Here is a 14,491-nt window from a genome sequence, read left to right as displayed (position 1 = left end):
TGTGTGTTTTTTTATATTTTTATATTAGATAGGCCCTGTGCTTACACCACTTGTACTGATTGTAGGCCGGGCCGCTCCCCGAGCACCCGGCGGATCGTCCGGGCCTCGGTGGCGTCGTTCAGCAGCGTCGCGGTGCCGTGCGCGTTGACGTGGTCGACCTCGTCGGGGCCGACCCCGGCGTCGCGCAGCGCGGCGCGCAGGGCGAGTTCGGCGCCCCTGCCGTTCGGATCGGGCGCGGTCGCGTGATGGGCGTCGGCGGAGGCGCCGTACCCGCTGACCATGGCCCGGATCCGGGCGCCGCGCGCCCGGGCGTCCTCGGCCCGCTCCAGGACCAGGACGGCCGCGCCCTCGGCGGCGACGAAGCCGCTGCGGTCGGCGTCGAAGGGACGGGAGGTGGCGGTGAGATCGTCCCGGCGGTCGGCCAGGGCGCGCATCTGCTGGAACCCCGAGATCAGCGAGGGCACCAGCGGCGCCTCGGTGCCCCCGGTGATCACCACGTCGCAGACGCCGCTGCGCAGCAGTTCGCGCGCCATGCCCACCGCCGTGGTGCCCGAGGCGCAGGCCGTGGCCGTCACCAGGCTGGGGCCCAGCGCGCCGAGCATCATGGAGACGTACCCGGCGCACATGTTGGGCGACAGCATGGGGACGAGCAGCGGGGAGACCCTGCGGGGCCCCTTCTCCAGCAGCACGCTGTGCTGCTTCTCCCAGGTGGCCGCGCCGCCGATGCCGTTGCCGAGGATCACCCCGACCCGGGTGGCGTCCCAGGAGTCCCGGTCGAGACCGGAGTCGGCGACGGCCTCGTGGGCGGCGACCATCCCGAGCTGACTGCTGCGGTCCAGCCGCCACACCTGCTTGCGCTCGATCAGCGTGGTGGGGTCGAAGTCGGTCACGGCGCAGGCGAAGTCGGCGGGCAGCCCGGCCAGCGCGGGGACCTCGGAGGCCGCCGTACCGGCGCCGGCGCGGATCCGCTCCCAGCTCCGCTCGACCCCGACCCCGGCGGCGGTGACCATGCCGATGCCGGTGATCGCCGCGTCGAACCGGGCCGGTGCCGGGGAGGTCGTCCCTCGGCCGCTCATCAGACGGTGGCCAATTTGCCGGAGATGGTCTCGGCGGCCTGTCCGACGGTCGACTCGGGACCCAGCTCGCTGTCGTCGATCGGTACGTCGAACTCCTCCTGCGCGGCGACCGACAGCTCCACGAGGGCGAGCGAGTCGAGTTCGAGAGCGCTGAGGGTGCTGGTCGGCTCGATGGAGCCGGCGTCCAGACCGAAGGTGCTGGTGAGCAGTTCCACCAGGCGCTTGTAGACGTCTTCCATGAGGGGTTCCTTCCAAAGGTGGCCGCCGGTGTGGGCCGGCGGCCGGGGCGGTGGCGGTGGGGCCGTCAGCTTCCCTGCGGCTGCCGGGCGGCGGCGGTGACGCCGTCGGCCGGTTCGGACTGCGGGGCGGGTGCGACGGCCGTGGTGGCGAACTGGCCGGTGAAGCGGGTGTACGCGGGATGCGCCACCGGTTCGAAGTCCAGCGCGAAGGGCTTGAGGAAGTTCCCGAACAGCGCGCGGTCCCCGAACAGGTGGATGGGGATGACCAGCAGCGCCCACTCCGGGCCCCACAGCCAGATCCACGCGAGCACCACGAGCGTCTGGGTGGCCAGGCTGTGCATCACGTTGTACGCGACGTAGTAGCCCCGGTGGATCCGCTTGGTCTTCGAGCGGTGGTACGCGATCGCCCCGGGGATGTAGCCGATGAGGTCGATGTAGACGAAGAGCCCGATCGCCGGGATCCAGCGGACCTCGTCGATGTGGGCGAAGAAGAAGACCGCGGCGATCACCAGACCGAGCCCGTACTCCAGCCGGATCAGCCGGTAGGTGGTCTGTGTCTCGAAGAGGTTCTTCCCGTCCATCAGCGCGCCCCGGACGTGGCGGTGACCGGCGTGCCCAGCGCCTCGGCGACGGCGCGGGCGACCGCCTCGTCGCCGACCACGGCGGCGTTGCCGCCGAAGATGCTGATGACGACCCGGGCGATGGTCTCCTTGAAGACCCGCTCGGCGACCGGGTCCAGGATGCCCGCGAGGCTGGGGATGCCGAAGTCGAACTCGGCGCTGAAGTCGACCAGGCAGTCCTGGCCGTCCGCGGTGAGCCGCCACACTCCGGCGAACTCGGCGAAGTCACCGTCGGTCTGCTCGAAGGTGATGGTCAGGGCGTCCCGGTCGAACAGGTCCGTCTCGCTCCAGCTCAGGATGCCGTTGCGGAAGTAGACGTCCCAGTCGCTGACCTCCTCCTTCTCCGAGACCTGACGGGAGGTGACGGAGCGGATGACCTCGGTCAGTTCGGGGTATCGGCTGAAGGCGCCGACCCGCTCGAACGCCGCGGCCGCGTCGACGTCGTGGACACGGACGATCACTTGAACGCTACGCATGGATGTTGTCGCCTTCTGCTGTGGGTGCGTATCGGGCGCCCTGCGCACGGCACGCGCGGTCGACCGCCTCGTAGAAGAAGTCCAGGTCACCCCTGGTCAGCACCGCGGGAGGGGTGAAGCGCAGGACGAGGTGCGAGTTGAGCGAGTGGTTGGCGATGACGCCGTTCATGATCAGCTCGATGAGCAGATCGCCCGCCGGGCCCGGATCGGCGAACTCGATCCCCAGCAGCAGCCCCTGCCCGCGCACCTCGCGCACGGCGGAGCCGTAGTGGGAGCGGACGATACGGTCCAGCTCCGGCAGGATCTCGGCGCCCAGATCGCGGGAGCGGGCCACGAGGTCGTCCTCGTGCATCGCCGCGAGCGATCCGCGTACGGCGGCCATCGCCAGCGGCGCGCCGGAGAACGTGGAGGTGTGCAGATACGGGTCCCGGTCGAAGGCGCCGAACGCCTCACGGGTGGCGACCACGGCCGACACCGGGACGACGCCCCCGCTCAGCCCCTTGCCGACGAGCAGGATGTCGGGGGAGACGCCCTCGCGGTCGGCGCCCCACCAAGTGCCCAGCCGGCCCAGACCGGTCTGGATCTCGTCCAGGACGAGGTAGGCCCCGTACCGGTCGCACAGGTCGCGCACCGCCCGCAGATAGCCCTGCGGCGGGATCACCACACCGGCCTCGCCCTGCACCGGCTCGATGAAGACGCACGCCTCGCCGGGGGAGGCCGCCAGCAGCGGTTCGAGGGCGGCGGCGTCGCCGAACGGGACGTGGCCGGTCTCCGGCAGCAGCGGCCGGAACGGGTCCTGGAAGACGCTCTTGCCGGTGAGGCTGAGCGCGCCCATGGTCTTGCCGTGGTAGCCGTTCTCGGTGGCGATCAGCTTGTGGCGGCCCCGGGTGCGGGCCAGCTTGATCGCGGTCTCGACGGCCTCCGCCCCCGAGCCCGCGAAGTGCACCCGCTCCAGCCCCTCGGGCACCACGGACACCAGGGCGTCGGCGGCCAGGGCGACCTGCGGTTCGAGGAAGAGACGGGTGGCCACGGGGTGGGTGGCGAGCTGTTCCGCGACATGCCGGATGACGGTGGGGTGGCGGGCGCCGGTCAGGAAGACGCCGTAACCACCGCAGTTCAGGAAGGTTTTACCCTCCGAGGTGGTGACCCAGGCGCCCTGCGAGGCGACCTCGATGTGCCCGCCGAACAGCTCGCCGAGCGTCGCCCGGCCCTTGCTGAGACGGGCCCGGTACAGCTTGCCCAGCTCCTCGCGCCCGAGCGCGGGCGTGGTGGCGGGAGCGACCGGGGAGGCCGGGGACAGGGCCGTCGGAAGCGTGGGTGTCGTGGTCATGGCTCTGCCTCCTCAGGTCAGACGCAGCGGCTGGCCCGCCACGTGGTCCAGGTACGGGGTGGTGAAGCTCGCCCGCGACGGCGGGTGGAAGGACAGCCCGTGGGCCGCGCCGGCCAGGTAGGACACGTCGGAGGAGGAGATGAAGGGCGTACCGCCGAGCAGCTCGACCGCCTGGTTCAGCGCGTCGCCCAGCGCGTCCTGCGCGGCGTAGCGGGCGACGAGCGAGTTGGCCAGCCCGGTGTTCCCGGTCTCGCCGTCCCGGATCATGCGGGCGGTGCCCTCCAGCAGCAGGGCGGCCGTCTCCAGCCGGGTGAGCACCCGGGCGCGGTCGGAGTCGCTGCCCCGGCCGCCGTCCACGACCCGCTCGACGAGCCCGCTGACGATGCCCAGGTAACAGGCGGAGATGAGGAGTTCGAACCAGATCAGCCCGACGGTCTGGAGGTCGTCCAGGTTCCCGGCGTCGCCCGGTTCGGTGCGCATCATGAGCTGCTCGTCCACGAAGACGTCCGTGAGCCGCACCTCGTCGCTCTCGGCGCCCGCGAGGGTACGGCTCCCCCAGAACGGGTGGGTGGTGACGCCCTCGGTCTGGCGGGGGATCAGCAGCACCGCCATCCGCGGCTCGCCGCTGTCGGTGGGCAGCGCCACGCTCGCGGTGAGCAGGTCCATCGAGTGCGACAGGCTGCACGGCTTCTTGGCGCCGTTGATCACATAGCCGCCGTCGGCCTTCGTCGCCGTCATCATCGGCGAGAGGATGCCCCGGCCCGGCCTGCCCTCGGCGAAGCCGGAGGCGACCAGCAGCCGCTGCTCGGCGATCCCTTCGAGCAGCGCCCACTCCATGCCGCTGCTCTGGATGGACTCGGCCAGGGTGAACAGGGTCGCCACCGAGAAGTGGTGCATCGTGGTGGCGATCGCCAGGGACGGCGCCTTGGAGGCCAGCGCCCGGGTCACCGCGAGGGCCTGGAGCGGGTCGGCGCCCGCCCCGCCGTACGTCTTGGGGATCACGAGTCCGGGGCCGCCGGCCTTGCGGAAGAGGTCGAGGGCGGGGTTCTTCGGAGCCTCCAGCTCCTCCAGCGGGGTGCCGGAGAGCTGGTCGAGCAGTCCGGGCAGGAATGATTCGCACGTCTCGCGTGCGGCTTCCAACGAGCGCATGGATCCTTCTCAGTTCTGTTCGGGATGGTTCGCGGGCGCACCGACGGCCGCGCACGGGGCTCCCGTACGGAAGACGGCCCCGGCCCGCGAGAGAGGAGGGGTGCGGGTCAGCGTCCGGCGGCGGCCTGGAGGGCCTTCCAGGCGCCGAACACCGCTTCGGAGGGGCGCGCGCCGGTGGCGACGCTCACACCCTGGATGTGGGAGGTGCGCAGGATCGGGTAGTTGGCCTCTCCGAAGACACCGCCGGTGAGTCCGGTCCCGCCGTGGGTCGGCAGGTAGGGCAGGAACCCGATGTGGGAGTCGTTCACCTTGAGCAGCCCGCCCTGGGTGATCCGGGTGACGATCCGGTCGACGACCTCGGGGTCCTTGGCCCACGCCGAGTTGCGCAGCCCGTAGGCGTTGCCGTTGACGAAGTCGATGAACCGCTCCAGCAGTACGTCGTCGGGGGCGGGTTCGGCCACGATCACCGGCAGCAGCGGGAAGAACGTCTCCTCGCGGACGGCCTGGACCTCCCGGGCCCCCTCCAGTCCGCGGACCTTCACGACCGTCGGCTCCAGGAAGATCCCGGCCGTGTCGCGGGTCCCGTCCTCCTGCATCGCGTGTCCGCCGCACACCAGCTCGGCGCCGTGGTCGAGGGCGTCGCGCAGACACGCGAAGAACTTCTCGTTCCGCAGCACCGGGGTGAGCAGGACGCCCTCCTCCGAGGAGCGTCCCGGCCTGATCAGCGCGGCCTTCTCGGCGAGCCGGGCGACCAGGGCGTCGGCGATCTCCGGGTGGGCCACCACCTGGTTGGGGATCATGCAGAGCTGGCCCGAGCCGTAGAAGCTCTCGGTGATGGCCTCGGCCGCCAGGTCCAGATCGGCGTCCTTCCACACCAGCACGATGTCGTTGCCGGCCAGTTCGAGGATCGGCTTCTTCCCCGCCGCGATGCAGCGCTCCTGGAAGCGCATCCCGTTCTCGCTGCTGCCGAAGTACATGATGTCGTCGACGAGCGGGCTCTCCAGCCAGGCGTCCAGCATCGGCGCCGGGTCGCCGCACACCACGCCGAGGACACCGGGCGGGGCGCCCAGCTCGGCCAGGACCGGGGCCACGACCTCCTGGAGGACGTACATCGCGCCCAGCGGGGCGCTGCGCGGCGCCCGGACGACGAGGGCGTTGCCCGCCATGATCGCGGTCACCCCGAGCAGCGCGCTGGACAGCGGCGCGTTCTGCGGGGGGTTGAGGCAGACCACCCCGTCGGGGCGGCGGCGTACGGAGATGGTCCGCTCCCCGTGCCGGTACTCCTGGAGCATCTGGCTCCGGTAGAAGCCCAGCGACTCGGGGCCGAAGACCTCCAGGGCCCCGGACACCTGCCAGCGGGCCAGCGCGAGCGGGTGTCCTTCCCGTACGAGCACCTCGGTGATCTGGTCGGCCTGTTCGACGAGCCTGCGGTAGAGCAGGGTGCCGAACCGCTCGATCCGGGTCTCCGGGGGGAACGCGGACCAGGGCCCGGCCGCCGCTGCCGCCGCCTCGACGGCCAGATCGGTGGTCTGCCGGTCCGCCCTCGCCACCCGGCCGACAATGGTGGCCGGCAGGTTCTCCGCGGAAATACGGCCGCTCTCCAGCTTCCGCTTCAGGGTGAGCGTGGAGAAAGCGTCGTCGAGCAGGGCGTCCGAGTCGACCACGTATACCCAGGACCCGCTCGGAACGTTCTTTCCGTCAATGAGGGAAAGGTAGGTGGGGACTTCAGTGCGAGGCGTTCCGGAATCTTCTTTTCCTGACGCCGAAGGCGTCGTGATGTCGCTGCTCACGCAGCCCCTCCGCTCTCCATTTCCCATCGTCCGACGGGAAAGTTGCAGTTCCAAGTGGTGCTACGACCATCACAGACCCCCCTGACAATCCCCGGAGACGGCGCTGAGACGCCGCTGAGACCGCGCTGAGACGGGCGTTTCAGGGAAATGGAAGAGAGATGGCGGAGAGTCTGCGGGGCACGGCACCGGACACCCGGCCCCGTAACTCGACGCATCAGGCAACGGGAGTGAGATGACGACGCGCAGCGGAGAGGTATCCGACCAAGAAGTGCTCGACGTCCTGGAAAGGCTCCGCAAGGACGGCGACAATCCCAGCGCCTTCCTCGCGCTCAACTCCGGCAACGCGTACTTCACCGACCCGTCGCTGGACGGGGTCGTCTCCTATCGCGAGGCGGGCTCGTACTTCATCCAGTTCGGCGGTGTCCACGCCCCGCCGGAGCAGCGGGAGGCGCTGCTGAAGGCGTTCCTCGACCATGCGCGCCGGCGCCGCCGCAAAGTGGTCGCCATACAGCTCCTCACCTCGGACATCGAGCTGTATGTCCGGTGCGGCTTCACGGTCAATCAGGTCGGTTCGTCGTATTCGGTGCACCTGCCGGACTTCGCCCTGCGCGGGACCCGTTTCATGAAACTCCGCAACAAGATATCCCGGGCCAGGCGCAGCGGACTCGAAGTGACGGAGGTCCCGTACGAGGAGTGCGCGGCGGAGATCGACTCCATCGACGGGGCCTGGCTGCGGAGCAAGGGCCGCCATGTCAAGGAGATCGAGTTCCTGGTGGGCGAGTTGGGCGGGCCCGTGCAGCACGCCCGCCGGCTGATGCTGGGGCGGCTCGACGGGGTGCCCATCGCGTACATCTCGTACTCGCCCGCGTACGGCACACGCCCCGGCTGGCTCCACGACCTGAGCCGGCGGCTGCCGGACGCGCCGCCCGGTGTGATGGAGGCCATCAACCTCACGGCGCTGGAGATGTTCCGCCAGGAGGGCGCGGAGTGGCTGCACTTCGGCTTCACCCCGTTCACCGGGCTCGCCGACGAGCACGATCCGGACGGGGCCAGCAAGGCCACGCGCAGGATCATGCGGCTGCTGGCCGACCACGGGGACAAGGTCTATCCCGCGGCCAGCCAGCTCGCCTACAAGGAGAAATGGGGCCCCCAGCTCGTGTCCCCCGAATACCTGGCCTTCCACGGCCGGGCACGGCTGGGAGCCATCTGGCAGATCCTGCGGGTCACGAAATCGGTGTGACCCTTTCGCCGGCGGTCGCCCTCGTCAGGTGAGGGGCCTGGCGGAGGATGTCCTGGAAGGTGTCGCGCAGCCCGTGTCCGGGCTGCAGCCCCAGATGCTGCGACAGGTACTCACGGGTGCGGTGGTAGGTGTTGAGCGCGTCGGCCTGCCGCCCCGAGAGATAGAGGGCGGTGATGAGCTGCTCACAGAAGCGTTCGTGCAGCGGGTACCTGGCGTGCAGTTGTTCCAGCCCGGGGATGACGGCCCGGGGGTGGTCCAGCCGGAGGCGGATGTCGAAGAGCCTTTCGTACGCTCCCAGTCTGACCTCTTCCAGTTGGGTGTAGGCCACTTGGCAGATCATTCCGTGCCCGGCGTCTATCAGCGCCGGGCCGCGCCACAGGGACACCGCCTCGTTCAGCAGGTCGACGGCTTCCCTGGGGCTGTGCGCGCTCGCCGCGTCGGCGCGCGCGACCAACTGGAGCAGCCGGGAGGCGTCGACGTCCTCTTCCGCCAGTTCCAGGACGTACCCGGTCGGCGAGGTCTGGATGACATTGCGCAGTGCGGCCTTCCCTCCGTGTGCGACCAACACCCGCCTCAACCGGGCGATGTGGCCGTGCAATGAATTTTCGGCGCTGTTCGGGGGCTCTTCGCCCCATAGTTCGTCGATGAGTTCGCTCCGCGAAACGGAACGGCCCACCGACAAGGAGAGGGCCGCCATGATCGAGCGTAACTTCTCTCCGGGTATCCGGACCTGAACCCCGTCGTCGATTACTTCCATCGGTCCGAGAAGATTGATCTGCAATTGTCGCCCGTTGCCTTCCTGATGCGACCGAAGAGTGGGCCCGCGGGACGCCTTCCCTCCGGGGTCAGCCCCCGCGTACCTGCGTCACCGTCCCAGCGTACGGCGGCGCGCACGAACACCACTGTCGGCCCGGATTCACGATGAGATCACTCCGGTACCTAGCGATAATGCAGCGCTACTGGTAGGTAAGGCTGCCCAGCACGAAAGCTTGGATCCGTGAGCTGTGAACTTGGCTCATTCTCGTCGTTCTGTGTTGGACATCGCGCCACGGCAGGGTGAGAGCGCGCCAAGTTGCGCGAATGATCTGCGGCAACGCCCCAATAGCTGGTGCTGCCCGGCCGGGCAGCATCGCTGACCGATTCACTTGTTCTGCGGCGCGGCCGGATCCGAACGGGCTCCGGCCGACGGGTCGGACGGCCCGGCGAAAGGGCAGCTCTCCTAGGGTGTGCCCGGCGCCGAAAGCGAGGCGGCGCGCCGGGGGAGCCCGCTCCGTCTCGCGGTGAAGGCCATAGGGAGTTGCCCGAAATGGCCGGTCTTCGGTGATCTGTGTTTATGTGCGTCCCGGCCGATGCACATGAGAAGCGGCCCGTCATCGGTACGCCATCGTTTTCCGGTCGCGGTCCGGACGGCACCGGGGAAGCGGTGGCGGAGCATATGGGTGAACAATCCGGGAATTCAGGTGGTTCCGATCCGGCGGCGCCCGTGGTGCACGGGAACGGTGTCCGTGTCGCCCGTATTCCGTTTGTTCGATGCTCGTTCCGCGGGGCGATCGCCGGGTCCGGTGGCACATCCCGCCGGCGCCGTTCCCGGGCTTTCCGTTCCCGCCGTTCCCGCCGTTCCTGTCCGTCCTGTCGGCACCGGCGTTCCGGTGTGATCATCCGGTCGGAAGGAGTCCGCGGGCGGCGCCGGACGCCGGGGCGGCGCCGGTGGCGGGTGGGGTGCTGAGCCGGGTGCGCATGTGGGGGGCCTTCCCGTGGTCCGGCCCGCGCTTCGGATCGCCGCGGGCCCTCGTCCTTGGTAGGACCGCGCGGAGGCCGTGAACAGTTCCCCGGATCTCCGCGGATTTTTCCTGATGGGTCGGGGTGCCCCGGAGTTCCCCGGCGGGCGGCGGTGGACCTTACGTCGTCACTACAGCGCCCTCGCTAAACTACGTCGACCTGCGCAAAGGCCCTCCCTGACGGGAGGGCCGTGCACCGCGCGTAGAAGAGCGCCCCCGGCAGGACTCGAACCTGCGGCCAAGTGCTTAGAAGGCACCTGCTCTATCCACTGAGCTACGGGGGCCGGTAGTGGCCTCGGTGACCAGGAGCCACTGTTGGGCGGTTCCGTGACCTTGCCGGGACAAGGATAGGGCTCCGATCACCCTGACCCGGTTGCTTCACGTGCGTGGCACGTTGTGGAGGTTCAGTGAAGCGAACCGATAATCGCAGGCAGGTGCGATTCGTGCATCGCTTTTGGGCTCTGGCGCCCCGGGTGTTGTGCACTCGTTATGCCTGCGCCCCACTCGTCCCGTCTGTCCCGAAGCGTAATCGGCGCGCAGAGATGCCCATACGCTTCAAAAAGGCTCCAAAATTGGGCATTCTTCGCATGTGGTGACCTTGGACGTACGGCCCCAGTTGATCGACGCACTTTCCGCACTGCGCGACCGTGTCGCCGCCGTGCGTCTTCCACTGCCCCTCACCGGGGCACCACGCGCCCGGCAGACCCGGGCCGAACTGCTCGCGCAGCTCGACGACTATCTGCTGCCGCGGCTCCGGGACCCCGAGGCGCCCCTCCTCGTGGTCGTCGGCGGCTCCACCGGGGCCGGAAAGTCCACGCTGGTCAACTCCCTTGTGGGGCGACGGGTCAGCGAAGCGGGGGTGCTGCGCCCCACCACACGTACCCCCGTACTCGTCTGTCACCCCGAGGACCACCACTGGTTCGCCGGTATGCGGGTCCTCCCCCACCTCACCCGCGTCTGGCTGCCCCAGCAGGAGGAGGACCCCGCACCCGGCACGGGGCCCGGCGGCGCGCCCGGCGCGGAGCAGAACGCGCTGCGCATCGACACCGCCACCGCGCTGCCCCGCGGGCTCGCCCTGCTCGACGCGCCCGACATCGACTCGCTCGTGGTGGAGAACCGGCTGCTCGCGGCGGAGTTGATCTGCGCCGCCGACGTCTGGGTCATGGTGACCACCGCCTCGCGGTACGCGGACGCCGTGCCCTGGCACCTCCTGCGGACCGCCAAGGAGTACGACGCGTCCCTGGTCACCGTCCTCGACCGGGTGCCCCACCAGGTGATCGACGAGGTGTCCCGGCAGTACGGCGCCCTCCTCAGACGGGCCGGGCTCGGCGACGTGCCCCGGTTCACCATCCCCGAACTGCCCGAGTCCGCCGGGGCCGGCCGCGGGCTGCTGCCCACCACCGCCGTCGCGCCGCTGCTCGCCTGGCTGGCGCACCGGGTGCAGGACCCCGCCGCCCGCCAGCAGGCCCTGGTCCGTACGGCGGCCGGGGTCATCGACTCGCTCAACGCGCGCATGCCGGCGCTGGCGGGCGCGGTGGCCGCGCAGTACGCCGCCGCCGTACGGCTCACCGGCGCCGTGGAGGACGCGTACACCGCGGAGGGGGAGCGGGTACGCCGCCAGCTCCAGCGCGGCGCCGTCCTCGCCGGGGACGCGCGGACCCGGTGGCGCGGCCACCCCAGGGACAGCTCCTCGCGGGAACTGCTCGACTCGCTCGTGGAGAGCCTCGGCGCGCTCCTCCAGTGCGCCGTGGCCGCCGCCGACGAACGCGTGGAGGCCGCCTGGCGCCGCGAGCCCGCCGCGGGGGCGCTGCCGGTGCCCGGCCCCGACGGGGAGGCCGTGGAACGGGTCGGGATGGCCGTACGCCGCTGGCGCCGCGTCCTGGAGGAGCTGGCCGAGGAGGAGGTACGGCAGCACGAGCGCAACGCCGCGCCCGACGCCGAGACGGTGGCCGCCCTCCTCGCCGCCGCCCTGCTCGGCGGCCGGCGGGCCCGGCTCGCCGGGGAACGGCTCGCCGAGCGCATCGGGGCGCAGGGCGCGCTGCGGCTGCGCGACCGGGGCGGCGCGCTGGTCACCACGTACATCGACCGCGTACTGCACGGGGAGCGCGACCGGCGGCTGGCGCCCCTCGACGCACTGGAGATCAGCCCCGAACCGCAGGCCGAGTTGATCGCCGCACTGTCCGTACTCCAGAGGGAAAGGTGATCGACGTGACCGACGCCGAGGACGCGAAGGAAACGAGGCCCGCGAAGGGCGCGAGGAACGCGAGGAGGGCGAAGGACACGAAGCCGCGGGCCGCCCCCGGCGGCGAGCAGCCCTCCGGGCCCCCTGGGGAGCCCGCCGCGCCCGAGGACGGACAGAGCCCCGCCGACTCCGGCGGAGCCTGGGACGACGGCCTGATCGCCCGCCGCGCCGGGGAGAAGGGCGCCACGGAGGGCCTGGACGCCCTGGACGGCCTGGCGGAGCTGTCCGGGGCCACCGAGGGCGGGAACGAGGCGCACACGCCCATCGGCGGCTCCTACGGCGGCCCGCTGCGGACCCGGCTCGACGCGCTCGGCGAGCTGGTGGGGCTCTCCAGGACCCGCGTCGAGGGCGCCGTCCTCGCCGAGGCGGGCCGCGTCCTGGACGAGGCGGCGGCCCGGCAGCGGCTCTCCTCGCACCACACCGTCGTCGCCATCGCGGGCGCCACCGGCAGCGGCAAGTCGACGCTCTTCAACGCGCTCGCCGAAGTGCCCATCTCCGAGACCGGCCTGCGCAGGCCCACCACCTCCGCCCCCATCGCCTGCACCTGGTCCGACGGCGCCGCAGGACTGCTCGACCGGCTCGCCATCCCCGGACGGCTGCGCCGCAGGCCGCTCGCGGGCGGCGACGGCGACGAGGAGCTGCACGGTCTCGTCCTCGTCGACCTCCCCGACCACGACTCGGCCGTCGTACGCCACCGGGACCAGGTGGACCGGGTGCTCGCCCTCGTGGACGCCGTCATCTGGGTCGTGGACCCCGAGAAGTACGCGGACGCCGCGCTCCACGAGCGCTATCTGCGGCCGCTCGCCGGGCACGCCGAGATCACCTTCGTCGTCCTCAACCAGATCGACCGGCTCCCCGGCGACGCCGCCGACCAGGTCCTCGACGACCTGCGCCGCCTCCTGGACGAGGACGGCATGGCCCTCGGCGAACACGGCGAGCCCGGCGCCACCGTCCTCGCCGTCTCCGCGCTGACCGGACAGGGCGTGGGCGAACTGCGCGACCTGCTCGGACGGTTCGTACGCGAGCGCGGCGCCGCGGCGCTGCGGCTGACCGCCGACGTGGACGCCGCCGCGGTGCGGCTGCGCTCCGCGTACGTCGCCGAGGGGCGCGCCGGACTCGGCGAGCGCTCCCGCGAACAGTTCACCGACCGGCTGGCCTGGGCCGTCGGAGCGGTCGCCGCGGGCGAGACGGCGGAGCGCGAGTGGCACAGGAACGCCGGGCGCGCGTGCGGCACACCCTGGCTGCGCCTGTGGCGGTGGTACGAGAGGAAGCGCACGCCCGGCGGCGGCGGGGCCCCGGTGGTCCCGGCGGTGGTGGAGGACGAGATGACCGCGCGTCAGCGCGTCGAACAGGCCGTGCGCACGGTGGTGGAGGAGGCGTCCGCCGGGCTGCCGGAGCCCTGGGCGCACTCGGTGCGCGAGGCGGCCGTACGGGGCGCGGAGGGGCTGCCCGAGGAGCTGGACGAGCTGGCCGTGACGGCGGGCCCGCCGCCGGGCCGGCCGCCGCGCCCCGCCTGGTGGCCCGCCGCCGTCCTGGCCCAGGCGTCCATGACGCTCCTCCAGATCTTCGGCGCGCTCTGGCTGGTGGGCCAGATCATCGGCGTCCTCGACCCGGGGCTGCTGCCGCCCGTACTGGTGATGCTCGCCGGGATCGTCGGCGGCCCGTTCGTCGAGTGGGCGTGCGGCGCGGCGGCGCGGGGACCGGCCCGGCGGTACGGGCAGGACGCGGAGCGGCGGCTGCGCGAGGCGGCGGCGGGGTGCGGCCGGGCGAGGGTGCTCGACCCGATCTCGGCCGAGCTGATGCGCTACCGGGAGGTGCGGGAGCAGTACGTCACGGTCTCCCGGGCGGGCGGATGAGCGGTACGGGAGCGCAGCGGCCACATCTCACCGGAACGAGTGACGGGGTTTTCCACAACTGACAGGTAATCCACAGGCGTCAGCGGATTCTTTCCGCCCGGGCCAGCATGGGATCAGTCGAATGCGGCCGGACGGGAGGCAGATTATGAACGACACGGTGGTAACGCTGGTGGGGAATGTCGCCACGCGGGTGGAATTCAGGGAGTCGGAGACGGGCGGGGCGGCGCGGTTCCGGTTCGCGGCGACCGCGCGCCGCTGGGACCGGGCGCGGGGCGGCTGGACGGACGGGCCCACGAGCTTCTACACGGTGTGGGCGCGCCGGTCGCTGGGCGCCAATCTGGCGGCCTCGGTCTCGGTGGGCGAACCGCTGGTGGTGCACGGCCGGCTGAGGGTGCGGGAGGACGAGCGGGAGGGACAGTGGCGGACGTCCGTGGAGGTCGACGCGGTGGCGGTGGGCCACGACCTGACGCGCGGGACCACCGCGTTCCGGCGGGCGGTCAGGGCGGCCCCCGCCCTGACGGTCGGTCACGGAGACGCTGCGGAGGGGCAGGAGACGGCCGGCCGGACGCCATGGGAGGGGGAGCCGGGGGGGGGGGGGGGGGGGGCCGGCGGAGCCAGCCCCCCCCCCGCCGCCCCCCCCCCCCACCTCGGCAGCCCGGCGGGGGGGTGTGGAGAGGTATGAAAGTAGGAAGGGG

General features: G+C 71.5%; 12 protein-coding genes and 1 tRNA gene. 4 read left to right on the top strand and 9 right to left on the bottom strand.

What is annotated here, in order from left to right:
• Positions 1 to 41 precede the first annotated feature (41 nt).
• From ACFXPK_RS13335 to ACFXPK_RS13305, 7 genes are all read right to left on the bottom strand, one after another.
• Positions 42 to 1,076 (bottom strand): beta-ketoacyl-[acyl-carrier-protein] synthase family protein, encoded by a 1,035-nt coding sequence (locus ACFXPK_RS13335; protein ID WP_385074785.1) that lies wholly within the window; start codon positions 1,074 to 1,076, stop codon positions 42 to 44.
• The gene (locus ACFXPK_RS13330) at positions 1,076 to 1,315 is read right to left on the bottom strand and encodes an acyl carrier protein (protein WP_384990896.1); all 240 of its coding nucleotides are present in this window, start codon (positions 1,313 to 1,315) and stop codon (positions 1,076 to 1,078) included. The genes ACFXPK_RS13335 and ACFXPK_RS13330 overlap by 1 nt, the downstream gene beginning before the upstream one ends.
• Positions 1,316 to 1,380: 65 nt before the next feature.
• Positions 1,381 to 1,896 carry a hypothetical protein gene (locus ACFXPK_RS13325; RefSeq protein ID WP_384990899.1) on the bottom strand — a complete coding sequence of 172 codons (516 nt, stop codon included), beginning with the start codon at positions 1,894 to 1,896 and terminating at the stop codon, positions 1,381 to 1,383.
• Positions 1,896 to 2,411: a type II toxin-antitoxin system RatA family toxin gene (locus ACFXPK_RS13320; RefSeq protein WP_384990901.1), complete on the bottom strand. Its 516-nt coding sequence runs from the start codon at positions 2,409 to 2,411 to the stop codon at positions 1,896 to 1,898. The genes ACFXPK_RS13325 and ACFXPK_RS13320 overlap by 1 nt, the downstream gene beginning before the upstream one ends.
• Entirely contained in the window at positions 2,404 to 3,741 is a 1,338-nt protein-coding gene (locus tag ACFXPK_RS13315) for an aspartate aminotransferase family protein (RefSeq protein WP_385074781.1), read from the bottom strand. Before ACFXPK_RS13315 ends, ACFXPK_RS13320 begins: the two co-directional genes overlap by 8 nt.
• A 12-nt stretch (positions 3,742 to 3,753) precedes the next feature.
• The gene (locus tag ACFXPK_RS13310; protein WP_384990905.1) at positions 3,754 to 4,890 is read right to left on the bottom strand and encodes an acyl-CoA dehydrogenase family protein; all 1,137 of its coding nucleotides are present in this window, start codon (positions 4,888 to 4,890) and stop codon (positions 3,754 to 3,756) included.
• 107 nt (positions 4,891 to 4,997) lie between these two features.
• On the bottom strand, positions 4,998 to 6,707 hold the full coding sequence (locus tag ACFXPK_RS13305; protein WP_384990908.1) for an aldehyde dehydrogenase family protein: 1,710 nt from the start codon (positions 6,705 to 6,707) through the stop codon (positions 4,998 to 5,000).
• A gap of 205 nt (positions 6,708 to 6,912) precedes the next feature.
• Between ACFXPK_RS13305 and ACFXPK_RS13300 the strand changes: the two genes are divergently transcribed.
• Entirely contained in the window at positions 6,913 to 7,920 is a 1,008-nt protein-coding gene (locus ACFXPK_RS13300; RefSeq protein ID WP_384990911.1) for a bifunctional lysylphosphatidylglycerol flippase/synthetase MprF, read from the top strand.
• Here the strand turns inward: ACFXPK_RS13300 and ACFXPK_RS13295 are convergent.
• Positions 7,904 to 8,677: a BTAD domain-containing putative transcriptional regulator gene (locus tag ACFXPK_RS13295; RefSeq protein WP_384990914.1), complete on the bottom strand. Its 774-nt coding sequence runs from the start codon at positions 8,675 to 8,677 to the stop codon at positions 7,904 to 7,906. The two genes, ACFXPK_RS13300 and ACFXPK_RS13295, sit on opposite strands and share 17 nt — an antisense overlap.
• 1,232 nt (positions 8,678 to 9,909) lie before the next feature.
• Positions 9,910 to 9,982 (bottom strand) — tRNA-Arg (locus tag ACFXPK_RS13290).
• Positions 9,983 to 10,296: 314 nt separating this feature from the next.
• Here ACFXPK_RS13290 and ACFXPK_RS13285 point away from each other — a divergent pair.
• The 3 genes from ACFXPK_RS13285 to ACFXPK_RS13275 all read left to right on the top strand — a co-directional run bounded on the left by ACFXPK_RS13285 (position 10,297) and on the right by ACFXPK_RS13275 (position 14,478).
• The gene (locus tag ACFXPK_RS13285; protein ID WP_385074789.1) at positions 10,297 to 11,901 is read left to right on the top strand and encodes a dynamin family protein; all 1,605 of its coding nucleotides are present in this window, start codon (positions 10,297 to 10,299) and stop codon (positions 11,899 to 11,901) included.
• Positions 11,902 to 11,906: 5 nt separating this feature from the next.
• Entirely contained in the window at positions 11,907 to 13,796 is a 1,890-nt protein-coding gene (locus ACFXPK_RS13280) for a GTPase (RefSeq protein ID WP_385074777.1), read from the top strand.
• Between the two features lie 145 nt (positions 13,797 to 13,941).
• The gene (locus tag ACFXPK_RS13275) at positions 13,942 to 14,478 is read left to right on the top strand and encodes a single-stranded DNA-binding protein (protein ID WP_385074775.1); all 537 of its coding nucleotides are present in this window, start codon (positions 13,942 to 13,944) and stop codon (positions 14,476 to 14,478) included.
• Positions 14,479 to 14,491 lie beyond the last annotated feature (13 nt).

It is taken from the genome of Streptomyces sp. NPDC059142 (genome assembly GCF_042755665.1).
GTDB lineage: Bacteria > Actinomycetota > Actinomycetes > Streptomycetales > Streptomycetaceae > Streptomyces.
This window is presented reverse-complemented; position numbering and strand designations above follow the sequence as displayed.